Raw genomic sequence first — 22939 nt, 5'->3', positions numbered from 1 at the left:
AAAATAGATTTGCTCAGCAAGTATTAATTGTTGTTTCTGTTCCCAATATATCGACATAGGAATTTGAAGTTTGCTATAATGAATTAAATAGTTGCATTATTTAGAAAAATTTAAAAATAATAAATGATGCAAGTAAGACATATTGTTTACTATGTGAACTTGTTCTTAATTCAGGGGGGAGGGTTTCACAATGGCAAGTGTATATGAAAATAGTTATATGATCGTTTTGATTTTCTTGCTATTAGGTATATTGCTGCCGGTAGTGGCTCTTACATTAGGGAAAATGCTGCGTCCAAACAAACCGAGTGCAGCGAAAGCGACGACGTATGAGAGTGGAATTGAGCCTTTTCATGATGCAAATATTCGGTTTCATGCTCGTTATTACATTTTCGCTTTATTGTTCGTCATCTTTGATGTAGAAACTTTATTTTTATACCCATGGGCTGTTGCATATGACAAGCTTGGTTTATTTGCACTGATTGAAATGCTCATTTTTGTTGTGATGTTGCTAGTTGGATTAGCGTATGCTTGGAAAAAGAAGGTGTTACAATGGTTATAAATTTTGAGGAATTACACCCACAGGAGCGAGCGGAATTAGAAAGGAATATCTTTTTTTCTACATTGGAGCAGTTGAAGGGATGGGCGCGGAGCAACTCTTTATGGCCGATGACATTTGGACTGGCATGCTGTGCGATTGAAATGATGGGAGTAGGCTCATCACATTACGATTTAGATCGATTTGGGTCATTTTTTCGGACTTCACCAAGACAATCGGACGTCATGATTGTGTCGGGAACGGTAACGAAGAAAATGGCACCTATTGTTCGGCGCCTATATGATCAAATGCCTGAACCGAAGTGGGTAATTGCGATGGGATCTTGTGCAACGGCCGGTGGTCCGTATGTGAATTCATATGCTGTTGTGAAAGGTGTAGATCAAATTGTACCAGTTGATGTGTATATTCCTGGATGCCCTCCAAATCCTGCTGCTTTAATTTATGGAATTAATAAATTAAAAGAAAAAATTCGTTACGAGGCGAGGACCGGGAAGCAGGTGACGAATAAATGAGTGATCCAAATAAAGACTTAGAAAGTATGAAAAGAGAAGCAGCCCGTCATGCGAAAGAGGAGGCGCGAAAACGTCTTGCTGCGAAACATGGGGCGGAAATGTCTAAACTTGAAGGAGAACATCGAGAAAAAGAGAAAGCGCTACCAAAAGATAAAGGGGTTAATGTAGAAGAAGCGAAGGCGAAAGCTGCAGCAGCTGCAAAAGCAAAAGCAGCGGTATTAGCGAAGCAAAAGCGAGAAGGATCAGAAGAAGTAACGGACGAGGAAAAAGTTAAAGCAAAGGCGAAAGCCGCAGCAGCCGCAAAAGCAAAAGCAGCAGTATTAGCGAAACAAAAGCGAGAAGGATCAGAAGAAGTAACGGACGAAGAAAAAGCCAAAGCGAAGGCGAAAGCTGCAGCAGCTGCAAAAGCGAAAGTAGCGGCACTAGCGAAGCAAAAGCGAGAAGGATCAGAAGAAGTAACGGACGAGGAAAAAGTTAAAGCAAAAGCAAAAGCAAAAGCGAAAGCCGCAGCAGCTGCAAAAGCAAAAGCAGCGGTATTAGCGAAGCAAAAGCGAGAAGGATCAGAAGAAGTAACGGACGAGGAAAAAGTTAAAGCAAAGGCGAAAGCCGCAGCAGCCGTAAAAGCAAAAGCAGCGGCATTAGCGAAACAAAAGCGAGAAGGATCAGAAGAAGTAACGGACGAAGAAAAAGCCAAAGCGAAGGCGAAAGCTGCAGCAGCCGCAAAAGCAAAAGCAGCGGTATTAGCGAAGCAAAAGCGAGAAGGATCAGAAGAAGTAACGGACGAAGAAAAAGCCAAAGCGAAGGCAAAGGCTGTAGCAGCTGCAAAAGCAAAAGCAGCAGCGTTAGCGAAGCAGAAAGCCTCACAAGGTGAGGGGGATTCTGGAGATGAGAAAGCAAAGGCAAAAGCAGCCGCGAAAGCGAAAGCCGCTGCTGCAGCAAGGGCAAAGGGAGCTGTAAATAAGATAGAGGAAGAACCACAGCAGGAGGAACCATCAGTTAACCAACCATATTTAAATCGCTATGTGGAGGTTGTTAAGGAGAGGGTAGGAGAATATGCATTAGTAGATTCCTATATTAATAAGCTTTCAAAAGATGTTCCAACTCTTGTGGCGGAGCCTTCGAAATATTATGAAGTGATGGAATTGCTACGATTCCATGAGGGACTTGCTTTTGATTATATGTCAGAGCTACATGCGACGGATTTTGTGACACATATGGAAGTATACGTTCATTTATTTTCATATGGAAAGAAACAGTCAGTAGCAGTGAAGGTAAAGCTGGATAGGGAAGCGCCGCAAGTAAAATCGGTGACGCCGCTTTGGAAAGGGGCAGATTGGCCGGAGCGTGAAACGTATGATTTGCTCGGTATTGTATTTGAAGGTCATCCTAATTTATCTCGCATTTTAATGCCGGATGATTGGGTGGGGTATCCGCTTAGGAAGGATTATGAACCGTATGATGTGGAGGTGTAGCTTGTGATCCGTACGGAAGAGATGCTCTTAAATGTAGGGCCGCAGCATCCGAGTACACATGGTGTGTTTCGGCTTGTGATTAAGATTGACGGGGAAATTATTAAAGAGGCTACACCGGTTATCGGATATTTGCATCGCGGAACAGAAAAGATAGCTGAGAGCTTGCAATATACACAAATTATCCCGTATACAGATCGAATGGACTATTTATCAGCAATGACGAATAATTACGTCCTTTGCCACGCTGTAGAGACGATGATGGATCTTGAGATTCCAGAGCGTGCTGAATATTTACGGGTGCTTGCGATGGAGCTTGGGAGAGTTGCGAGCCATCTCGTCTGGTGGGGAACGAACCTGCTTGATATAGGAGCGGTTAGTCCATTTTTATATGCCTTCCGTGAACGAGAGATGATTATAAATTTATTAAGTGAATTGTGCGGTGCAAGGCTTACTTTCAACTATATGAGAGTCGGCGGCGTGAAGTGGGATGCGCCAGACGGCTGGATTGAAAAGGTGAAAGAGTTTGTTCCGTATATGAGAGAGCAATTGGCAGGTTACCACGACCTCGTTAGCGGAAATGAAATTTTCTTAAATCGTGTGAGGGGCGTTGGCGTATATAGCGCGGAAGAGGCGATCTCGTATTCTTTAAGCGGCGCAAATTTGCGGTGCACGGGAGTCCGCTTTGATCTTCGCAAAGATGAGCCGTATTCTATTTATGATCGTTTTGACTTTGATGTTCCTGTTGGGATCTCGGGAGATGCTTGGGATCGCTACGTTTGCCGGATGGAGGAAATTGAGGAGTCATTGAAAATTATTGAGCAAGCAGCCGAGCAGTTCCCGAAAGACGGCGCTGTGCTGGCGAAAGTGCCGAAAATTATTAAAGCACCTAAGGGAGAAGCGTTCGTCCGTATAGAGTCACCGCGGGGAGAGATTGGCTGTTATATTGCTAGTGATGGAAAGAAAGAGCCGTACCGTTTGAAATTTCGCAGACCGTCTTTTTATAATTTGCAAATCTTACCGAAATTATTGAAAGGTGAAAATATCGCCAATTTAATTACGATTTTAGGTGGGGTTGATATTGTACTTGGGGAGGTTGACGGCTAATGATTGAGACGCTCTTACAATCACCTTCAAGCTGGACGAATTTCTTCATTTTTTTCGGGTTAGCGGTGCTTCTATTATTTGCAGTCCTTGGCTTCGTTACATACGGTATTTTGGCAGAACGGAAAGTGATGGGATTTATGCAAGGACGGATTGGGCCAAACCAAGTTGGGGGCCGGTTCGGTTTACTCCAAACGGTAGCTGATGTTTTGAAACTATTATTAAAAGAAGATAGCATTCCGAAAGCTGCTGATAAACCGTTGTTTATATTAGCGCCTGTTATTGCATTCGCACCAGCATTTATGGTACTTGCGGTTATCCCATTTACCGATAAATTTCAGTTCGCGGATATTGGCGTAGGATTACTGTATTACATTGCGGTTTCTGGGATTACGACGATCGGAGTTGTAACTGGGGGATGGGCATCAAATAATAAATATTCCCTTTTAGGAGGGATGCGTGCGGCAGCGCAAATGATTTCTTATGAGATTCCACTTGTGATGAGTGTAATTGGCGTCGTTTTGTTAGCTGGTAGTCTTAACTTGAATGAAATTGTAGCGGCGCAGGAAAAGGTATGGTACATTTTCGCACAGCCAATCGGTTTCGTCATTTTCTTAATCGCTGCAGTTGCAGAGTTAAATAGGACACCGTTTGATTTACCCGAAGCGGAGTCAGAACTTGTTTCAGGATACCATACGGAATACTCAGGTTTTCGCTGGGCGTTTTTCATGCTTTCAGAGTATGTGTATTTCTTCGGGATGTCATCTTTAATTACAGTACTCTTTTTAGGAGGCTGGAATCCAGTTATGTTCCTTGGGTTTATTCCAGGAGCCGTATGGTTTGCTTTGAAATTCAGCAGTGTGGTCTTTCTATTGATTTGGTTCCGCGTTACGTTCCCGCGCATAAGAGGTGACCAGTTAATGGAGTTTGGTTGGAAAGTATTATTACCAATCGCACTTGCAAATATTTTCTTAACGGCATTGATTAAGGAGCTATTCTTCTAATCTATAAAGGGGGTGCCAGTAAGAGATGAAAGGACTATTTAAAGGGTTAAAATATACGCTTAGTAATTTGAGTAAGAAAAAGGTGACGTATGATTATCCCAATCAACCGTTGCCATTACCAGACCGATTTCGAGGTATTCAAAAGTTTTATCCAGAGAAATGTATTGTTTGTAATCAGTGTTCCAACATTTGTCCGACAGATTGCATTCAATTAACAGGAAAAAAACATCCTGATCCTACGAAAAAAGGGAAAATTATCGACACGTATGATATTAATTTTGAAATTTGTATTCTTTGCGATTTATGTACAGAAGTTTGCCCGACAGAGGCGATTGTAATGACAAATAACTTTGAACTTGCAGAGTATTCACGTGATGATTTATTTAAAAATTTGCAGTGGCTTGACGAGAACGACGAGAACATCAGGAAGGAGAATAAAGCATGAACGGCGAGTTTGTAGCTTTCTTTATATTATCCTTGTCTGCGATTATCGGCGGCGTTCTTATGCTGAATTTAACGAAAGTAATGCATATGATGCTGGCCCTTGTGCTTACGTTCCTTAGCATTGCGGGTTTGTACTTTCTCTTATCAGCCGAATTTATCGGAGTGGCACAAATTTTACTTTACTCTGGTGCAATCACTATTATTATGATTTTTGGCATTATGTTAACGAAACATAACGCGGAAAATGAATCGCGCCTTACTCTTCGAAAATGGATTATCTTCTTTGGGGTTGTAGCATTTGGAGCAGTTATGTATTTCGCTGTTAATAGTATCGATTTTTCAAATCAAAGCACACAAGGAAGTTTACCTCTCCATGAAAATAACACACTTCAAATCGGTACACTTCTCTATTCAAAATATATTATTCCATTCGAATTAACCTCAGTTATTTTACTTGTAGCACTTGTAGGAGCGATTATCTTTGCGAAGAAGGATGAGGGAGAGGAGGATTCCCATGAGTAGCGTTCCGGCTTCTGCGTATTTAACACTTGCGATTATTTTGTTTTGCATCGGCTTATTTGGAGCTTTAACAAAGCGAAATACAGTAATTGTACTAGTTTGTATCGAATTGATGTTAAACGCCGCCAATTTAAATCTAGTAGCGTTTAGTAAATTAGGCTTGTTTCCGAATTTAACAGGACAAATTTTTTCGCTGTTTACGATGTCTGTAGCGGCAGCGGAGGCAGCGGTAGGTCTTGCAATTTTGATTGCTTTGTACCGTAATCGCCCGACAGTTCATGTAGATGAGATGGATACGCTCAAAGGATAGCATTGTGACCGAAAAGGGGGAAGGAAACAATGATCGATTATGCATGGCTCATACCGCTTTTCCCGCTTGTTTCGTTTTTGATACTTATTATGTTCGGGAAGAAAATTAGAGAGGGAAGTAGTGTACTAGGTATTTTCTTTACCTTTCTCTCCGTTATATCCGCGGTAGTGGTACTAATAGAACGATTTTCATCCGAGGCAGTGAAGCATAAGTGGGTATGGCTTAGGGTAGGAGATATAGATATATCATTTGGTTTTGAAGTTACCGCATTAGGGGCTTTAATGTTGTTTATCGTTACACTTGTGAGTTTTCTTGTACATGTGTACTCAAAAGGTTATATGAAAGGTGACACTAGATTACCAACCTTTTATGCATATTTAGGGCTCTTTACCTTTGCGATGCTTGGGCTAGTTATATCGACGAATTTATTACAGCTTTATATATTTTGGGAGTTAGTCGGCCTTGGTTCGTTTTTACTTATCGGTTTTTATTTCTTTAAAGAAGAAGCGAAGGCTGCTGCGAAAAAGGCTTTTATTATGACACGCATTGGGGATGTTGGGCTATTTATTGGGATGATATTAATTTTTTGGCACGCAGGTAGTTTTGAATATGACGCGATTTTTAAAGCGATTCATACGGGCGACCTCTCTCCTTCTATGATTACAATAACGGCGATATTAATTTTTATCGGTGCGATGGGGAAATCGGGTCAGTTCCCGCTTCATACATGGTTGCCAGATGCAATGGAAGGACCGACGCCTGTTTCGGCGCTTATTCACGCGGCAACGATGGTTGCAGCCGGCGTATATTTAGTAGCGACGATGTTCCCGCTATTTTCAGCAAGTGCGGTAGCGATGCAAACTGTGGCAATCGTTGGGGCTTTCACCGCAATCTTTGCGGCCTCTATCGGTCTAGTGCAAACTGATATTAAGAGGGTTCTTGCTTACTCTACAGTTAGTCAGCTCGGGTATATGATGCTTGCGCTAGGCTCGGCTGGTTATGTAGCTGGTATCTTTCACTTAACGACACACGCCTTTTTTAAAGCATTATTGTTCCTGGCAGCAGGAAGTGTAATTCATGCAGTCCATACGCAAAACATTAATAAAATGGGCGGTTTACAGAAAAAGATGAAAGTAACCGGTGCACTATTTTTAATAGGCACACTTGCAATTAGTGGTGTTCCTCTGCTTTCCGGATTTTTTAGTAAAGATGAAATTTTAGCGGCGGCTTGGATGAATGGCAATTACTTTCTATTCGTTTTAGCAGTAATTGCGGCATTTCTAACAGCATTTTATATGTTCCGTCTATATTTTCTTGTCTTTACGGGGGAAACGAAGACGAAGAAAGAGGTGCATGAATCGCCTCGCACCATGACGTATCCGATGATTGCCCTTGGTGTTCTTGCGGTAGTGGCAGGTTATATAAATACACCGTGGTTCGGAACGTTTCTTGGGGATTGGCTTACGAAAGATATAGGATTCCAGGTGAAGGAAGTGCATGGACCTGTTTGGATTATGGTTGTTGCGACGCTCGTTTCATTTGCGGGAATTGCCCTCGCATATTTCATATATGGCAAGAAATCTATCTCTAGAGATTGGGCCGGCGGAGAAGGGACGTCTCTTTATAACCTTTTGAAAGAAAAATATTATGTGGATGAACTATACAATACGACAGTACTTCCTATTACGAAAGGAATCGCTCATGTGCTTCGCTTATTTGAAGTATACGTTGTAGAAGGAATCGCGGTTTTAATTGCTGGACTCGTTAAAGGTATGAGTGGACTAGGATCACGGCTTCAAAACGGGAATGTACAAGTGTATGGAACTGTAACAGCAGTTTCGCTCGCAGTGCTCCTAATTATTTTGTTATATACGGGAGGGGATTTACGGTGAATGGATTGCTATTAACGTTCTTCATTTTTTCCCCGCTTTTAGGAATTCTCTTGCTTTTATTAACGCCGAAACGAGAATCGCGTACAGTGCAGGCGCTTGGTTTATTCGGAACGGCGCTTCCATTTGGAATTGCTACCGTCCTTGCTTGTACATACGCTTCAGGAAAGAGCTTATCGATATTTGATGAAAAAGTGAAATGGATTAAATTTGGGGATTTCACAGCAGTGGACAAAAGGTGGTTTTCAATTTATTACGAGCTCGGCATTGATGGTTTATCGCTTGTAATGATGGTGCTCACAGCTCTTCTAGCGATGCTTGCAGCTATTGCGGCATTTTCTATTAAAAGAAATTTGAAAGCATTCTACATGCTGTTACTCATGTTAGAAATAGGTATGCTCGGTGTCTTCGCTGCTCAAAATTTAATGTTGTTCTTCATGTTCTTTGAGATTACGTTGCCACCAATGTTTTTATTAATTGGCAAGTGGGGGAAATTGTCGAGTGAAAAGGCTGCATATAGTTATTTAATATATAACGGTATTGGATCAGCTATTTTACTTATCGTTTTCTCGGTTTTATTTGCGAAAACAGGTACAACAAATATTGCGGAGCTTAAAGAAATATTAACGAGTGTAGGTGCTGGGGGAGGGATGGCCGTCTCAAGTAGCGTACAGTTCGGCTTGTTTCTTGCCATAATGATTGCTTTTGCGATTAAACTCCCTGTTTTCCCTTTGCATCGCTGGATGGTCAATGTACACATAGAAGCGCATCCCGCTGTAGTTATGCTTCACGCGGGGGTTTTGCTGAAGATTGGTGCGTACGGTATTGTTCGCTTCGGGAAAGGATTATTCCCAGAATATTTTCGTGATTTTGCAACGCTAATTGCGGTTTTAGGGGTAATTAATTTATTGTATGGGGCCTTTCTAGCACTCATCCAAACGGACTTTAGAAAGGTACTTGCTTACTCTAGTATTTCGCATATGGGCATTGTATTAATGGGGCTGGCGGCGTTAAATGCACCAGGTATACAAGGGGCATTGTTCCAAGTTGTGTCTCACGGTTTAATTGCGGCCTTACTCTTCTTCTTGCTTGGCATTATTGAAGAGCGTTTCGGGACTTCGGATATTACAGCACTTGGTGGACTTGCAAAAAGTGTTCCGGTGCTTAGCGGTTTCTTCCTAGCAGGCGGTATGGCATCGCTTGGAATGCCAGGGATGTCCGGATTTATTAGCGAATTCCTTGCCTTTCTCGGTTTATTCCAAGGGAAACCTGTTATCGCCGCCGTCGGTGTAATTGGAATTATTTTAACCGCTGTATACGTATTAAGAGCGACACTTCAAGTCATATTTGGTAAGAAAGAATGGGAAGCGAAATTTGATATACACGGATGGGAGTACGTTCCTGTTATAGTGCTTATCGTTTGTATTATTGCAATTGGGGTAATGCCAGAACTACTAGGGGATCCACTTCAAACTACATTGAAAACATTGGGGGTGAAGTAGGATGGATATGAACACGTTACTTAGCTTATCATGGCATCTCATGGTACCAGAATTCATTATTCTCGGGGCAGCCATCCTTCTTTCCATATGTGATTTGTTTTTTAAGCTGAACCATAAGTACGTTGCGATTGGTGCAATTGCCGCTGCCTTGTTAGCGATAGTGTCATTAATGACGCTATATAGCGAACCGGCAGGAGATATTTTAAATGGATCGTTTGTACTAGATGGATTTTCAAAAGGATTTAAAACGTTGTTATTAGGCGGAGCAGCTCTCGTTTTATGTATGGCAATAAGCGATGACAAGAAGGAGCCTATTCAAGATAAAGGAGAATATTATTATTTGTTTTTAATGGCGCTTCTTGGAGCGATGTTCATGGCTTCTAGCGTTGATTTCATCACATTGTTCGTTGGTTTAGAGTTGCTTTCGCTTTCTTCCTATATTTTAGTAGGAATCCGAAAAAGAAACCGCGCGTCGAATGAGGCTGCAATGAAATATGTCATTAACGGAGGAATTGGAACAGCAATTACACTCTTTGGAATGAGTTATTTATACGGTATTACAGGGTCGACCAACATAGTGGAAATGCAAAAGGTATTTACACAAGGATTGGCTGGGGGCATTCAGTTATTGTTAGCTCTCGCATTTCTACTTTTGCTCGTTGGACTCTCATTCAAAATTGCAACAGTGCCATTTCATATGTGGGCACCAGATGTGTATGAGGGAGCGGCTACACCTGTCACTGCTTTTCTCGGAACGATTTCTAAAATTGCTGGTTTTCTACTCATTACGCGTTTGTTTCTTATGGTGTTTGCAGGTGTGGCAATCCAAGGAGACGCACAATCTTTGTACGGGCGTATGAGTATATACATTGCGGTACTAGCTAGTATTACGATGATTGTTGGGAACGTAGTAGCATTAAAGCAATACAACGTAAAACGTCTATTTGCCTATTCAGGTATCGCGCATGCTGGGTATTTGCTAGTCCCTCTTGTAGCGCTATCGCAGTTTACGATGGATAGTATGTGGTTTTATATGCTTGCATATATGCTTATGAATATAGGAGCATTTGCAATCATCCACGGATTAATCTTACAAAACGATAAGGAAAATATGACGATTTTTACAGGGTTATATAAGAGATCCCCCTTTACAGCTATAGTGATGACGGTCTTTATTTTATCGTTAGCTGGAATACCGGGGACAGCAGGTTTCATCGGGAAAATTAACATCTTTTTAGGGGCACTTCATGTTGAGCCTGCTCATTACGTATTAGCTTCTATTATGATGGGGACAACAGTTATTTCATTCGTATATTACTTCCGGATATTACAGCAAATGTTTTTCCGCACAGAAGGGGCAGAAGAAAAGCTCCGATTACCGTTAAATATAAAGATTGTCATGAGTCTTTGCGCAATTTCAATTGTAATACTGGGGATTATGCCGATGATTGGTTACAATTTCTTCTATGAATATTTTCCATTAATGAAAGATTTCTTCTTCTTAGGGAACGTGGTACAATGGTAAAAATAAAAGGTGTAGAGTCCGTACTCTACGCTTTTTATTTTGGAGTAACAGCAAATGAAAACACCTATAGGTATATGTTTTTTAACAGAAAATTACGATGTAAAATGTAAGATGTTTATTTGCGTGTGAAAAAGTGTGGCTCCTACTTATTTGTGGTATCGTTTTTTACATCTTGCGTAAGTAGTAGCCAAGCAAAAAAAGGGGTCGATTTTTTGGCACATCTTTTAGGGCAACAAGCACTGATTGCCATTGTTTCGCATTTATTGTTTATTACCATTACGTGGTGGGCCTTACAAGGTATTCACATTGAGCGCTTAATGAAGTCTGGAAAAGTGATGCAGACGAGAGTATTACTTATCCTAATTACAATTGCAATTGGGACATCTGTAAGTAACTTTTTCCTTGATTATTTAGGCTATTCAAAGAGTTTAACGTATTTAGTAAAGTAAGTGTATAGAACCTCATATCTCCGTTAACAATGGGGATAGGAGGGGATGAAATTGAAGTTTAAAGCCATTCTTATCGTTATCGTAAGTGTTGCTTTATTTTTGGTTGGATATAAAGAGATGAAACCTATAAGCGATGAACAGAAAATGGAGAGCATGATTGCAGCTTTAGAGAAGAACGATGCAAAAGTAGAGCGGTGGTCATGGTTAGCGCGAGAAACGAAAACAATTTCTAATATACATACGTTTCAAAAATTGTTAAACGATGTGAAGGAAGAGGCAAACATCGAAAGTTGGGAATTAGAACAATCTCCAGATGGATATAAGGCTACATCCTATAAAAAATCTTCTTCACATGAAGAACGAATAGTAGTAACTTGGAGTAAGGAAAATACTAAAGAAAACACTTTTATTATTTTTGAAGTGAGCGGGGCGAAATGGGACCCGAAGTACGTTCAGAACATGGATAAAATTTTTAGTGAAAAACCTATAATTTACACTTGTGTTCAAGGTGTACTGAATGATAAGATTGAAGGTGTTTTGCAAAATAAAACCAATCAGGTTTTGAAAGATCTTTCAGCAAGAGCGATCGAGCAGATAGAAGAAAGAGCATTTGTATCAGTCTCCGCATATAATAAAAAGTGGAATGACGCTCTTTCAACAAATAGAGAGAAAATAAATGTGCAAATAGCAATACGTTCTACAAACAACAAAGATACAATTGTGGTTGGCACACCGATCATAACTTCTGAGTATTGAGTGAATAGATACTGAAAAAAGGACACGGAGGGGAATAATTTGGAAAAGATCATCGTCCGTGGCGGAAAGCGGTTAAGCGGCACAGTGCGTGTTGAGGGCGCAAAAAATGCTGTATTACCTATAATCGCTGCAGCCCTATTAGCGAGTGACGGAAAGAATGTACTATCTGAAGTACCAGTATTATCTGATGTATACACAATTAACGAGGTATTACGTCATTTAAATGCTGAAGTCGTATTTGAAAATAACCAAGTAACAATCGATTCTTCTAAAGAATTAAACATTGAGGCACCATTTGAGTATGTACGTAAGATGCGTGCATCTGTTCAAGTAATGGGACCATTATTAGCACGTAACGGTCGTGCTCGTATTGCACTTCCTGGTGGATGTGCAATTGGTTCACGTCCAATTGACCAACATTTAAAAGGCTTCGAAGCAATGGGAGCGAAAGTAAAAGTTGGTAACGGATTTGTTGAGGCACACGTAGAGGGCGAACTAAAAGGAGCTAAAATTTATTTAGACTTCCCAAGCGTAGGCGCGACAGAAAACATTATGTCTGCAGCTACATTAGCAAAAGGGACAACAGTCCTTGAAAACGCAGCGAAAGAGCCAGAAATCGTTGACTTAGCTAACTTCTTAAATGCAATGGGAGCGAAAGTACGCGGAGCTGGAACTGGAACGATTCGTATTGAAGGCGTTGAAAAATTATATGGTGCAAACCACCCTATTATTCCTGACCGTATTGAAGCAGGAACATTCATGGTTGCAGCGGCAATTACAGGTGGAGACATCTTAATTGAAAATGCTGTGCCTGAACATTTACGCTCAATTACAGCGAAAATGGAAGAAATGGGTGTTAAAATTATTGAGGAAAATGAAGGTGTACGTGTTATCGGCCCAGATAAGTTAAAAGCGGTTGATATTAAAACTATGCCTCATCCAGGTTTCCCAACAGACATGCAATCACAAATGATGGCATTATTACTACATGCTGATGGAACAAGTATGATTACAGAAACGGTATTCGAAAACCGCTTTATGCACGTTGAAGAATTCCGTCGTATGAATGCTGATATTAAAATCGAAGGTCGTTCTGTAATTATGAACGGTCCAAGTAGCTTGCAAGGAGCTGAAGTTGGCGCAACTGATTTACGTGCTGCAGCAGCATTAATCTTAGCTGGTTTAGTATCAGAAGGTTATACTCGTGTAACAGAGTTAAAACATCTTGACCGTGGTTATGTAGATTTCCATAAGAAATTAGCTGCATTAGGTGCAACTATTGAACGTGTAAACGAAAAAGTAGAAGAAGTGAAAGAACAAGAAGTTTCTGATCTTCACGCTTAATTGAAGTAGTCTTTATGTCTTTTGACATAGGGGCTATTTTTTTTGGGTTATTACTGTTATAGTCAATAAATTCCATACTTATGCACGTCTCAGTGAAAATATTTAGAAAATTTTTGTTTTATTCCACTATTTGCGGTCAGTAAAACCCCACTGATTAAAGTTTCACTTTATATCGATACCCCCAAGTATGTTCTAAAAGATCCCGTAGTTCCATAAGAATGAAAGGAATCCAACTTTATCCCGCATTAACGGTCAGTAAAACTCCCACCTCAAAATTCGGCTGAAGCAAAGAAGTTAAGTGGAAGCCCTGCTACCCGTAAATGCCCGATTGGTTCAACTAATAATCAGTGGGGGATGAGCAAAACCCCCCACTGATTAAAGTTTCACTTTATATTGGGGGAATAGGATGAAATTTTCAAAGCCACTTTTCATTACAGTAGCGCTCTTAATAGCGCTCGTTATCATTGTACCTGCTGCTCTTGTTATTCCGTTTGCGAAAGCAAAAGTAGGGGAAGAAGCAGCTTCTAAAACTCCTCCAGCGATAGAAAGTATACCAGCTCCAGGGAAAGTGGATACAGCGGTTCAAGTTGCTGTATATCGTGATCAGCAGAAGAAGGTAGAAACATTACCTATGGAGGAGTATGTGGCCGGTGTAGTAGCTTCTGAGATGAATGCCAGCTTTGAAATAGAGGCGCTAAAGGCGCAGGCATTAGCAGCAAGAACATTTGTAGTGCAGCGTATGCTAAGCGGTGGTAAGAAAAACAATGCGGACGTGACAGATACAGTGAAAGATCAAGTGTACAAAAGCAAAGAGGAATTGAAGAAACAATGGGGTAATAACTATGAAAATAATTTAAAGAAAATTGAGGAAGCCGTTTCGAAAACCGCAGGACAAGTTTTAACGTATGATGGAAAACCAATTTCAGCATCCTTCTTCTCAACGAGTAACGGACGAACAGAAAATGCAGCTGATTATTGGGGAAATGATTATCCGTACTTGAAAAGCGTAGATAGTCCGTGGGATCAAGCCTCTCCAAAATTTACGAGTGAGCAAAAATTCACAGTAGCTGATTTTCAAAAACGTCTCGGTGTGAAAGTACTAGCAAACGGAAAGGTTGGTAATATTAAAGACCTTACGGAAGGAAAGCGAGTAAAGGATGTAGAGTTCCAAGGGAAAACATTAACAGGAAAACAAGTTCGTGAAAAGTTAGATTTACGCTCCTCAGACTTTACGTGGAAACAAGAAGGGGATAACATCACCGTTACAACGAAAGGATTCGGTCACGGCGTCGGTATGAGCCAGTACGGTGCAAATGGTATGGCAGCGGAAGGTAAGAAATATACAGAGATAGTCGCTCATTACTATAAAGGCATTGAAATAAAGACGATGAATGATTATGAAGGGAAATTGATGGTGAAGAAGTAGGTGTCAGGGGTTTCCTGATACCTACTTCTTTTTTGTTTAAAATATCATAATTTTCCATTAATTGTTTGGTATAATAGGATAAAAACATTTGGGGGAGACGAAATGGCGCTACTGGAGTTGAAACAGTTAGGGAAGACGAACCAGTTACCGGCAATTGAGCTAGAGGTTGAGAAGGGACAATGTGTTGTTTTGCAGTGTAATAACCATACAGCTAAAGTGTTGCACCGTATCATTATCGGTGAAGAAGCAGCTTCAACTGGGAATGTACTATTTGAAGGCACAGCGATTGGAAAGAAGAATTATTCCCGCATTGGTTTTTGTTTTTTGAAAGATGAAGCATACGATCGTTTGAAGGTGAGGGAGTACTTCAAGTTTATATTAGGGCTTTATGAATCTAACATGAGTATGGAAGAAGTAGTACAATATGTCGGTCTCCTAGATAAGTTGAACGTTAAAATAGAAAAACTATCATTTTCAGAGAAACGCCGTCTTCATCTTGGGCGAGTTATGATTCATAATCCGGATTTAGTTATTTTAGAAGAGCCAGAGCAAAATGTCGATACAGAGAGTACGATCATTATTCGAAAAGCGATTATGAAAATGAAAGAGCAAGGAAAGGCAATCTTTATTACGTCCTCCTTTTTATCAGATGCCCTTTCGCTGACAGAAGATGTGTACATATTAAACAACGATGGTGTGAAAAAGATAGAAATAGAGCAAGAGGAAGTTGAAGAAGTCGATGAAGAAAAAGTAGTTCAAATGATTCCGCAAATGAAACTGGAAAGAATACCAGCGAAAGTGAACGATAAAATCATTTTACTGGATCCGATGGAGATCCATTTCATTGAAACACAAAATGGAGTGACACATATTCATGTGCGCGAAGGTGATTTCGTATGTGCATTAACATTAAGTGAACTAGAAGTGAGATTAACAGGATTTGGATTCTTTAGATGTCATCGCTCGTACCTCGTCAATTTACAAAGAGTACGAGAAGTTATTACGTGGACACGTAATAGTTTTAGTTTAATTTTGGATGACGAAAGAAAAAGTTCAATCCCGCTTTCAAAAGGACGAATGGATGAATTAAAAGGTGTAATTGGGCTATAAAAATGCTCCGATAAGCTCAAAATACGATTCATTCACCGGTAAAAATACTCCTTTTACCGGTATTTTACTGCGCCTACCCTTTGTTTTTCATATGATTGAGTCAAGAAAAGCGAAACAAACAAACGAAAAGCGCTAAAGCGACTTTCATCTATAAAAAGAAAAACAAAGGGGATGACGAAATGACATTGGCAATTGAAATGAAAGATGTAATGAAAAGTTTCGATGGAAAAACGGCCCTTCGAAATGTAAATATTGAGGTGAAGCAAGGAGAAATCTTTGGATTCCTCGGACCGAGTGGATCTGGGAAAACAACAACAGTAAAGATTTTAACTTCTCAATTGCTTCATAGCGTTGGAACAGTACGAGTGTTAGGGAAAGACATTACAGGGCCAAGTAGTATCGATTACAAACGAATCGGTATTTTAACAGACAATAGCGGCTTATACGAAAGACTTAGCATTTATGATAACTTACTATTATTTTGTGACTTATACGATTGTAAAAAAGAACGAATCGATGAAGTACTAGCACAAGTGAACTTATTAGATGATAAAAAAACACAAGTAAAAAAATTGTCAAAAGGAATGAAGCAGCGTGTCACACTAGCGAGAGCAATCCTTCATAAACCAGATATCCTCTTCTTAGACGAACCAACATCTGCACTTGATCCAGTAAACGTACAAAACATTCATAAAATCTTAAAAGACTTAAATAAAGAGGGAACGACGATTTTCTTAACGACTCACAATATGGACGAAGCAGAAACACTTTGTAACCGCATCGCCTTTCTATGCGGGGGAGAAATAGTAGCTCTTGATACACCAGAAAACCTTCGCTTGCAATATGCGAAAGACAAAATACAAGTTGTGTTAAAAGATAAGCAAAAAGAAACGGTACAAAAAGATGAATTAGGAGCAAAACGCATTTCAGAATGGATGAAAAAAGGCGAATTACTATCTATTCATTCACACGAACCAACGTTAGGCGATATCTTTATTGAAGTTACTGGGAGGGGATTATAATGACATTTTCAATGAGACGATTTTCAGCTATTTTTCGGAAAGAGTTACAGGATTTTAAAACGAATTCACAAACTTTAATTATGATGGCAATGCCAGTTTTCTTTGCAATACTATTTAGTCGTGCAGACAACTTTAGAGAAGCTGGGGCAGGTACATTAACTGCGATGGCATTAGTTATGGTCGGAGGTTTTGTACAGGCAATGCTCATCGCTGAAGAAAAAGAAAAAAATACGCTTCGTGTTCTTATGCTATCACCAGCATCATCAATTGAAGTATTAATTGGTAAAAGTTCATTAACAGGTCTGATTACAGTTGCAATTTGTTTTATTAATCTACTTATTTTAGGTAAATTAGAAGGTAATTTTGCAATATTATTACTCATCTTTGTTCTTGGAATGCTAATATTTAATCTCATTGGCACTTGTATCGGATTATTAGCTCAAAATGTGCCACAAACCTCAACAATTGGATTGCCAATATTAATGACATTTCTTTTGGGCGATTTAATTGGGATGTTTGTGAAGAATGAAGTTGTTACAAAGATGATTGGTTATTTACCAACTCGTCATATCGGTCTTGCAGTTAGCAGTGTTATAAAAGGTGAAGGTTTTAGTGCAATTGCTAGTAATTTATTGAATATAACTATTTGGTTAGTTGCAGTACTTGTTATTACGCTCTTCATTTATAGAAAGAAACAAATGGACTAAAAACTGAGCTGAAACGCTCAGTTTTTTCCTTTTTCTATCATTTCCTCGGAAATTTTGCAATTCCTATGCATATTTTTACAGATTTTGTCGAAAAGTAATTAGTTATAGGTTGTATAGGATGAGTGAATATTGTTCAAAATGATTGCTGAGGTGATGATGGAATGCGAGGAAGAAATAGTAAAAAGTCGCAAAAAGTAGTACATTTATTTCAAAAAAGATGGGTGTTTCCGGCACTATACATTGCTTGTGCAGCGGTAATCTTAATGGTTGCGCTATGGTTCCAGGGAGCTAATCCAAAGAAAGCTCCGAACCAAGATCAAGCAACACCGTATACACAAACGGAAGATCCGGCAGTACCAGTAACAAAATCTTCAGAAGTAGTGAAAATGCCAGCTGCAGTAAATGCAGAAGTAGTAGTACAGAAGAAATTCTATGAAGATGCAGCATCAGAGGCGGAACAAGAAAAAGCACTTGTCTTTTATAACAACACATATTCCCCGAATAAAGGAATTGACATTGCTGCGAAAAACGGAAAAGAATTTGATGTTACAGCTGCTTTAAGTGGTACAGTAACGAAAGCTGAAAAAGATTCACTTCTTGGTTATGTTGTAACAGTAGATAGTGGAAATGGTGTAGCAGCATCTTATCAAAGCTTAGGCAGTGTGAAAGTAGAAAAAGGTGCAAGAGTCGCGCAAGGTGAAGTGTTAGGAAAATCAGGTCTAAATGCAATGAATAAAGATGCAGGTTCTTACGTTCACTTTGAAGTACGTAAAGACAATGTGGCTGTGAACCCTGAGCGTTATTTAAATAAATCAGTAGCAGAAATTAAAGCTGATGCAGGTGCTGCAAAGGCGACGAATGCTTCTGGTAAAAAAGCTGATGACAAATCTCAAAAAGAAGAAAAGTCAACAAGCACGAAACCAGAAAGTAAAACAGAAGATAAGTCTCAAAAAGAAGAGAAATCAACAAGCGGCTCGACTAGTGATAAAGAGACGAACGGCAAACAAGATGAGAAATCTCAAAAAGAAGAGAAATCGACAAGCGGTTCGACTAGTGATAAAGAGACGAACGGCAAACAAGATGACAAATCTCAAAAAGAAGAAAAATCAACGAATGGTTCTACAGAATCATCTAACGGTTCTTCTTCACAAGAATAATAAAGTGAAAAAATCAGTTCTCATTAGGAGAGCTGATTTTTTTATCCCGCATTAACGGGCAGTAAGACTCCCACCTCAAAATTCAGCTGGAGCAAAGAAGTTAGGTGGGAGATCAACTGCCCGTAAAAGCCCGATTGGTTCAACTAATAATCAGTGGGGGATGAACAAAACCCCCACTGATTAAAGTTTCACTTTATTTTCATATAAAAATAATCAATTTCGAGAAAAAAGTTGCAATAACAAGGAAAAATGACGAGATTCTCGAATATATATTACAAAAGGGAGGGGATACTGTGTCATTTTTATCTGTTCTGTCGATTGCTATCATTTTATTGTTTGTTTTATTCGCTTTATATTATTATATTGCCGGTAAGAAAGAAGTCCCCCACCATCAGTTGTTAGAAGAAGAATATGAAAGAGAAGAGTGACACCTTTTATAAAGAGGTGTCACTTTTTTTCGCCATAATTGTCATCGTTAACGTATTTCTCACAAAAAAACGTAATTTTTCTTAACTTAGTCCGCAAAAATAGTGAACATGTAGCATATATCAGTAGTGCGGGCAATACAATGGTATAAACCAATGCAAAGAGAGTGTTTGAGGTGAGAAATCGTGAATCATTTCATTATAAATCCAAGAATGTTTAACGCTTACAAACAGCACTCACATTTACTTCATAGTCGTATGCAGCGAGTCTCATTTCACACTTCTCACATCCAATTTAGGGAGGCGAGTGGTGTGCACGATTACATCAAAGAGAGAACTATCAAGATTGGCAAGTATATCGTGGAGACAAGAAAGACAGTGCGTGTAATCGCAAAGGAGTTTGGGGTATCAAAGAGTACAGTCCATAAAGATTTAACAGAACGTTTGCCAGAAATTAATCCAGAGCTCGCAAATGAAGTGAAAGAAATTCTTGATTACCATAAGTCTATTCGTCATCTAAGAGGTGGAGAAGCAACAAAGCAAAAGTACCGAAAAGAAGATACAGAAAACCCTGTGCGCCAATAAATCTAAAATAGCAAACATTCCTTGTGAATTCGGTAATATTTTTCAGAAGAATTCTTTTTGCGAATATTACGTTTCTGTTAAATTTATGATAAAATCAGAAATTAGGTGTAAAAAAATTCGGGTGTAACCTGATTTTGAATATCGAGGAGGAAATGACGGGAATGTTTGCGCGAGATATCGGAATTGACCTAGGCACGGCTAACGTATTAATTCATGTTAAAGGTAAGGGTATTGTATTAAATGAGCCATCTGTTGTGGCAATTGATCGTAATAGTGGAAAAGTATTAGCAGTAGGTGAAGAAGCAAGAAGTATGGTGGGGCGTACACCTGGTAATATTGTAGCAATTCGTCCGCTTAAAGATGGTGTAATCGCAGATTTCGAAATTACAGAAGCAATGTTAAAGTATTTCATTAACAAATTGGACGTGAAGAGCTTCTTTTCAAAACCTCGCATTTTAATTTGCTGTCCAACAAATATCACATCTGTAGAACAAAAAGCAATTCGTGAGGCTGCTGAACGTTCAGGTGGTAAAACAGTATTTTTAGAAGAAGAACCAAAAGTAGCCGCAGTTGGTGCTGGTATGGAAATCTTCCAGCCAAGCGGAAACATGGTTGTTGATATTGGTGGAGGTACAACAGATATTGCCGTACTTTCTATGGGTGATATTGTTACCTCTTCCTCTATCAAAATGGCTGGCGATAAGTTTGATATGGAAATCTTAAACTACGTTAAACGTAAGTATAAGCTATTAATTGGAGAACGTACTTCAGAAAATATTAAAATTAAAGTTGGTACAGTATTCCCAGGTGCACGTAGTGAAGAGCTTGAAATTCGCGGACGTGACATGGTAACAGGTTTACCACGTACAATTACAGTATGCTCTGAAGAGATTACAGAAGCACTAAAAGAAGACGCAGCTATCATTGTACAAGCTGCAAAAGGCGTACTAGAGCGCACACCACCAGAACTATCTGCGGACATTATCGACCGTGGTGTTATTCTAACAGGCGGTGGAGCTTTATTACACGGTATCGACATGCTTCTAGCAGAAGAATTAAAGGTACCAGTATTAATCGCTGAAAACCCAATGCAATGTGTTGCTATTGGTACAGGTATTATGTTAGAGAATATCGATAAATTACCACGTCGTGCATTGAAATAAAGTGAGAAAGAGCTAAGGGAAAACCTTAGTTCTTTTTTTTGATTTTTTTAATTCTAATTTTTTACGAAAACGGAAGAAAAATAGAGGAAAATAAAGAAATAGGGTGATATATCCGTATATGCAGTTAAATTTAATGTTTTCTTATTTGAAAACGTATGTAATATAATGATTCGGAATACGACATTAAGGCAAAAAATGTTCAAATACATATTGCCTTTCCCTAATTTGGGCATACACTCTTTTCTACCTCCGTGTCAGTTGCTGGGAAGTGCAACTATTTTAATGGAATAGAGTGTATGCATTTTTTTATACATAGGAAGTAAAGTTTCACTTTATAATGACAAATAATAAACAAAATGGGATAATAACAATATGTCCAAGTGGTAAGACCAATATTACAAAAGGGGCGATTGTTACATGCTAAATATAGAACAAATTAAAGAAATCATTCCTCACCGTTATCCATTTTTACTTGTTGATAAAATATTAGAAGTGGATGAGGGGAAAAGAGCGGTTGGAATTAAAAATGTATCTGCAAACGAGGAGTTCTTTAATGGACACTTCCCAGATTATGCAGTTATGCCTGGTGTACTTATTGTAGAAGCATTAGCACAAGTTGGGGCAGTTGCTGTATTAAAGAAAGAAGAAAACCGCGGGAGACTTGCTTTCTTCGCAGGTATCGACAACTGCCGCTTCAAAAAACAAGTACGCCCAGGTGATCAACTTCGTTTAGAAGTAGAAATGACACGCGTACGTGGACCAATCGGAAAAGGCAAAGCAATCGCAACAGTAGATGGTGAAGTTGCGTGTGAAGCTGAAATTACATTTGCAATTGGTGATAAAAAAGAATAGATAGAATAAAAAAATCTTCTTGTAAAAATACAAGAAGATTTTTTTATTTACTATATATATCAATATAAATATAAAAATACAAACTAGTCAGAATATTAGTTGTAAACTAATTGGAATTACCATATAATTACTTTATCATTTATCTCGTTTTTGAGATAAATGATAAAGATATAAAAGAAATGAAGCTATTGTCATATTGTTACGGTCTTTGTATAGGACAAAATAGAACGGTATGGATTATGGTTAGATATGGGTGGCAATGGATGGATTTAACAGTGGAAATAAGTGGGGAATAAGCGTAATATATCGATCATGAATGAAATGGGCGTGTATATCGAGCATATAGAAATAGAAGGAAAAGGTCGCACTTAAAAAAAGGAGACTAGAACATGTTCGGGAGAAAGAAAAGAAAGCCATTAAAACAATTAATTACACATAAAGAGCCTAAATCGCGTATTACAGAACAATACCGCAACATTCGTACAAATATTGAATTTACATCTGTAGATACTCATATTCGTTCTCTTATTGTCACTTCAGCAGATCCAGGTGACGGAAAGACGACGACAATTGCAAATTTAGCAGTTGTTTTCGGTCAACAAGGAAAAAAAGTTTTAGTAATCGGAGCCGACTTACGTAAGCCAACGATACAAAACTTATTTGCAATTCACCATTCAAATGGATTAACGAACGTATTATTAGGACAAGCAAAATTAATGCAATGTATTCAAAAGACAGATATAGAGAATGTATATTTAATGGGATCAGGTCCAATACCACCAAACCCGGCGGAACTGTTAGGGAATCGAGTAATGGACGAGGTATTACTAGAAGCATATAACATGTTTGATATGATTTTAATAGACACACCGCCAGTTCTTGCGGTTACCGATGCACAAATACTTGCGAACAAATGTGATGGAATCATACTTGTCGTGCGCAGTGAAAAAACAGAAAAAGATAAAATAGTAAAAGCGAAACAAATTTTAGATAAAGCATCTGGCAAAATACTCGGTGTCGTTTTAAACGATAAAAAGGAAGAAAAAGAGCAGTATGGTTATTACTAAAATATAAAAAGCCAACAAAATTTTTGTTGGCTTTTTATTGTT

Annotated in this window: 25 protein-coding genes; all 25 read left to right on the top strand. The window is 39.1% G+C overall.

The window, feature by feature from the left end; translation table 11 throughout:
* Window positions 1-190 precede the first annotated feature (190 nt).
* The 25 genes from nuoA (at window position 191) to MHH66_RS26300 (ending at window position 22897) form a co-directional block, all read left to right on the top strand.
* On the top strand, window positions 191-559 hold the full coding sequence (gene nuoA / locus MHH66_RS26420; protein ID WP_000179270.1) for an NADH-quinone oxidoreductase subunit NuoA: 369 nt from the start codon (window positions 191-193) through the stop codon (window positions 557-559).
* The gene (gene nuoB, locus MHH66_RS26415) at window positions 550-1068 is read left to right on the top strand and encodes an NADH-quinone oxidoreductase subunit NuoB (protein ID WP_002089729.1); all 519 of its coding nucleotides are present in this window, start codon (window positions 550-552) and stop codon (window positions 1066-1068) included. Before nuoA ends, nuoB begins: the two co-directional genes overlap by 10 nt.
* Window positions 1065-2540: an NADH-quinone oxidoreductase subunit C gene (locus MHH66_RS26410; protein ID WP_078184884.1), complete on the top strand. Its 1476-nt coding sequence runs from the start codon at window positions 1065-1067 to the stop codon at window positions 2538-2540. The genes nuoB and MHH66_RS26410 overlap by 4 nt, the downstream gene beginning before the upstream one ends.
* 3 nt (window positions 2541-2543) lie before the next feature.
* Window positions 2544-3644, top strand: coding sequence for an NADH-quinone oxidoreductase subunit NuoD (nuoD, locus tag MHH66_RS26405; protein WP_063219445.1), 1101 nt, complete (start codon window positions 2544-2546; stop codon window positions 3642-3644).
* Entirely contained in the window at window positions 3644-4645 is a 1002-nt protein-coding gene (gene nuoH, locus MHH66_RS26400; RefSeq protein WP_002068471.1) for an NADH-quinone oxidoreductase subunit NuoH, read from the top strand. The genes nuoD and nuoH overlap by 1 nt, the downstream gene beginning before the upstream one ends.
* 25 nt (window positions 4646-4670) lie before the next feature.
* A complete protein-coding gene (nuoI, locus tag MHH66_RS26395; protein WP_002016193.1) occupies window positions 4671-5090 on the top strand; it encodes an NADH-quinone oxidoreductase subunit NuoI in 420 nt (139 codons plus the stop codon).
* Window positions 5087-5611, top strand: coding sequence for an NADH-quinone oxidoreductase subunit J (locus MHH66_RS26390; protein WP_078184883.1), 525 nt, complete (start codon window positions 5087-5089; stop codon window positions 5609-5611). The genes nuoI and MHH66_RS26390 overlap by 4 nt, the downstream gene beginning before the upstream one ends.
* A complete protein-coding gene (gene nuoK, locus MHH66_RS26385; protein ID WP_000100081.1) occupies window positions 5604-5918 on the top strand; it encodes an NADH-quinone oxidoreductase subunit NuoK in 315 nt (104 codons plus the stop codon). Before MHH66_RS26390 ends, nuoK begins: the two co-directional genes overlap by 8 nt.
* A 29-nt stretch (window positions 5919-5947) precedes the next feature.
* Window positions 5948-7810, top strand: a complete 1863-nt coding sequence (nuoL, locus tag MHH66_RS26380; protein WP_078184882.1) for an NADH-quinone oxidoreductase subunit L — start codon at window positions 5948-5950, stop codon at window positions 7808-7810.
* Window positions 7807-9309, top strand: coding sequence for an NADH-quinone oxidoreductase subunit M (locus MHH66_RS26375; protein WP_078184881.1), 1503 nt, complete (start codon window positions 7807-7809; stop codon window positions 9307-9309). The genes nuoL and MHH66_RS26375 overlap by 4 nt, the downstream gene beginning before the upstream one ends.
* Before the next feature lie 7 nt (window positions 9310-9316).
* On the top strand, window positions 9317-10834 hold the full coding sequence (gene nuoN, locus MHH66_RS26370; RefSeq protein ID WP_063219450.1) for an NADH-quinone oxidoreductase subunit NuoN: 1518 nt from the start codon (window positions 9317-9319) through the stop codon (window positions 10832-10834).
* Window positions 10835-11046: 212 nt separating this feature from the next.
* Window positions 11047-11283: a DUF1146 family protein gene (locus tag MHH66_RS26365; protein WP_002016201.1), complete on the top strand. Its 237-nt coding sequence runs from the start codon at window positions 11047-11049 to the stop codon at window positions 11281-11283.
* A 51-nt stretch (window positions 11284-11334) separates the two neighbouring features.
* Complete coding sequence (locus MHH66_RS26360) at window positions 11335-12039, top strand: YwmB family TATA-box binding protein (RefSeq protein WP_201096114.1); 705 nt, start codon at window positions 11335-11337, stop codon at window positions 12037-12039.
* Between the two features lie 39 nt (window positions 12040-12078).
* The gene (murA, locus tag MHH66_RS26355; RefSeq protein WP_002068497.1) at window positions 12079-13383 is read left to right on the top strand and encodes a UDP-N-acetylglucosamine 1-carboxyvinyltransferase; all 1305 of its coding nucleotides are present in this window, start codon (window positions 12079-12081) and stop codon (window positions 13381-13383) included.
* Window positions 13384-13789: 406 nt separating this feature from the next.
* On the top strand, window positions 13790-14809 hold the full coding sequence (spoIID, locus tag MHH66_RS26350) for a stage II sporulation protein D (RefSeq protein ID WP_002035202.1): 1020 nt from the start codon (window positions 13790-13792) through the stop codon (window positions 14807-14809).
* A gap of 102 nt (window positions 14810-14911) precedes the next feature.
* Window positions 14912-15919, top strand: coding sequence for a LytTR family transcriptional regulator DNA-binding domain-containing protein (locus tag MHH66_RS26345; protein ID WP_002191280.1), 1008 nt, complete (start codon window positions 14912-14914; stop codon window positions 15917-15919).
* 179 nt (window positions 15920-16098) lie between these two features.
* The gene (locus MHH66_RS26340) at window positions 16099-16941 is read left to right on the top strand and encodes an ABC transporter ATP-binding protein (RefSeq protein WP_078184880.1); all 843 of its coding nucleotides are present in this window, start codon (window positions 16099-16101) and stop codon (window positions 16939-16941) included.
* The gene (locus MHH66_RS26335; RefSeq protein ID WP_078184879.1) at window positions 16941-17648 is read left to right on the top strand and encodes an ABC transporter permease; all 708 of its coding nucleotides are present in this window, start codon (window positions 16941-16943) and stop codon (window positions 17646-17648) included. Before MHH66_RS26340 ends, MHH66_RS26335 begins: the two co-directional genes overlap by 1 nt.
* Window positions 17649-17809: 161 nt before the next feature.
* A complete protein-coding gene (locus tag MHH66_RS26330) occupies window positions 17810-18805 on the top strand; it encodes a M23 family metallopeptidase (protein WP_002143849.1) in 996 nt (331 codons plus the stop codon).
* 293 nt (window positions 18806-19098) lie between these two features.
* Window positions 19099-19233, top strand: a complete 135-nt coding sequence (locus MHH66_RS26325) for a hypothetical protein (RefSeq protein ID WP_002016211.1) — start codon at window positions 19099-19101, stop codon at window positions 19231-19233.
* Between the two features lie 309 nt (window positions 19234-19542).
* Window positions 19543-19815, top strand: coding sequence for a sporulation transcriptional regulator SpoIIID (gene spoIIID, locus MHH66_RS26320; protein WP_002089714.1), 273 nt, complete (start codon window positions 19543-19545; stop codon window positions 19813-19815).
* A gap of 161 nt (window positions 19816-19976) precedes the next feature.
* A complete protein-coding gene (locus tag MHH66_RS26315; protein ID WP_002130035.1) occupies window positions 19977-20978 on the top strand; it encodes a rod shape-determining protein in 1002 nt (333 codons plus the stop codon).
* Window positions 20979-21395: 417 nt separating this feature from the next.
* Window positions 21396-21830, top strand: a complete 435-nt coding sequence (gene fabZ, locus MHH66_RS26310; protein ID WP_000931959.1) for a 3-hydroxyacyl-ACP dehydratase FabZ — start codon at window positions 21396-21398, stop codon at window positions 21828-21830.
* A 110-nt stretch (window positions 21831-21940) separates the two neighbouring features.
* Window positions 21941-22126, top strand: coding sequence for a hypothetical protein (locus MHH66_RS26305; protein WP_139359383.1), 186 nt, complete (start codon window positions 21941-21943; stop codon window positions 22124-22126).
* Window positions 22127-22219: 93 nt separating this feature from the next.
* Window positions 22220-22897, top strand: coding sequence for a CpsD/CapB family tyrosine-protein kinase (locus MHH66_RS26300; protein ID WP_078184878.1), 678 nt, complete (start codon window positions 22220-22222; stop codon window positions 22895-22897).
* Window positions 22898-22939 lie beyond the last annotated feature (42 nt).

Source organism: Bacillus sp. FSL H8-0492 (assembly GCF_038006145.1).
GTDB classification, from domain to species: Bacteria; Bacillota; Bacilli; order Bacillales; family Bacillaceae_G; genus Bacillus_A; species Bacillus_A mycoides.
Note: the sequence above shows the minus strand (reverse complement) of the source record. Positions and strands in the feature narration are given on the sequence as shown.

What these genes read in the sequence shown, in the direction of transcription:
- nuoA (WP_000179270.1), top strand. Translation starts at nt 191, where the DNA reads ATGGCAAGTGTATATGAAAATAGTTATATGATCGTTTTGATTTTCTTG.
- nuoB (WP_002089729.1), top strand. Translation starts at nt 550, where the DNA reads ATGGTTATAAATTTTGAGGAATTACACCCACAGGAGCGAGCGGAATTA.
- MHH66_RS26410 (WP_078184884.1), top strand. Translation starts at nt 1,065, where the DNA reads ATGAGTGATCCAAATAAAGACTTAGAAAGTATGAAAAGAGAAGCAGCC.
- nuoH (WP_002068471.1), top strand. Translation starts at nt 3,644, where the DNA reads ATGATTGAGACGCTCTTACAATCACCTTCAAGCTGGACGAATTTCTTC.
- nuoI (WP_002016193.1), top strand. Translation starts at nt 4,671, where the DNA reads ATGAAAGGACTATTTAAAGGGTTAAAATATACGCTTAGTAATTTGAGT.
- MHH66_RS26390 (WP_078184883.1), top strand. Translation starts at nt 5,087, where the DNA reads ATGAACGGCGAGTTTGTAGCTTTCTTTATATTATCCTTGTCTGCGATT.
- nuoK (WP_000100081.1), top strand. Translation starts at nt 5,604, where the DNA reads ATGAGTAGCGTTCCGGCTTCTGCGTATTTAACACTTGCGATTATTTTG.
- nuoL (WP_078184882.1), top strand. Translation starts at nt 5,948, where the DNA reads ATGATCGATTATGCATGGCTCATACCGCTTTTCCCGCTTGTTTCGTTT.
- nuoN (WP_063219450.1), top strand. Translation starts at nt 9,317, where the DNA reads ATGAACACGTTACTTAGCTTATCATGGCATCTCATGGTACCAGAATTC.
- spoIID (WP_002035202.1), top strand. Translation starts at nt 13,790, where the DNA reads ATGAAATTTTCAAAGCCACTTTTCATTACAGTAGCGCTCTTAATAGCG.
- MHH66_RS26345 (WP_002191280.1), top strand. Translation starts at nt 14,912, where the DNA reads ATGGCGCTACTGGAGTTGAAACAGTTAGGGAAGACGAACCAGTTACCG.
- MHH66_RS26340 (WP_078184880.1), top strand. Translation starts at nt 16,099, where the DNA reads ATGACATTGGCAATTGAAATGAAAGATGTAATGAAAAGTTTCGATGGA.
- MHH66_RS26335 (WP_078184879.1), top strand. Translation starts at nt 16,941, where the DNA reads ATGACATTTTCAATGAGACGATTTTCAGCTATTTTTCGGAAAGAGTTA.
- MHH66_RS26330 (WP_002143849.1), top strand. Translation starts at nt 17,810, where the DNA reads ATGCGAGGAAGAAATAGTAAAAAGTCGCAAAAAGTAGTACATTTATTT.
- MHH66_RS26315 (WP_002130035.1), top strand. Translation starts at nt 19,977, where the DNA reads ATGTTTGCGCGAGATATCGGAATTGACCTAGGCACGGCTAACGTATTA.
- fabZ (WP_000931959.1), top strand. Translation starts at nt 21,396, where the DNA reads ATGCTAAATATAGAACAAATTAAAGAAATCATTCCTCACCGTTATCCA.
- MHH66_RS26300 (WP_078184878.1), top strand. Translation starts at nt 22,220, where the DNA reads ATGTTCGGGAGAAAGAAAAGAAAGCCATTAAAACAATTAATTACACAT.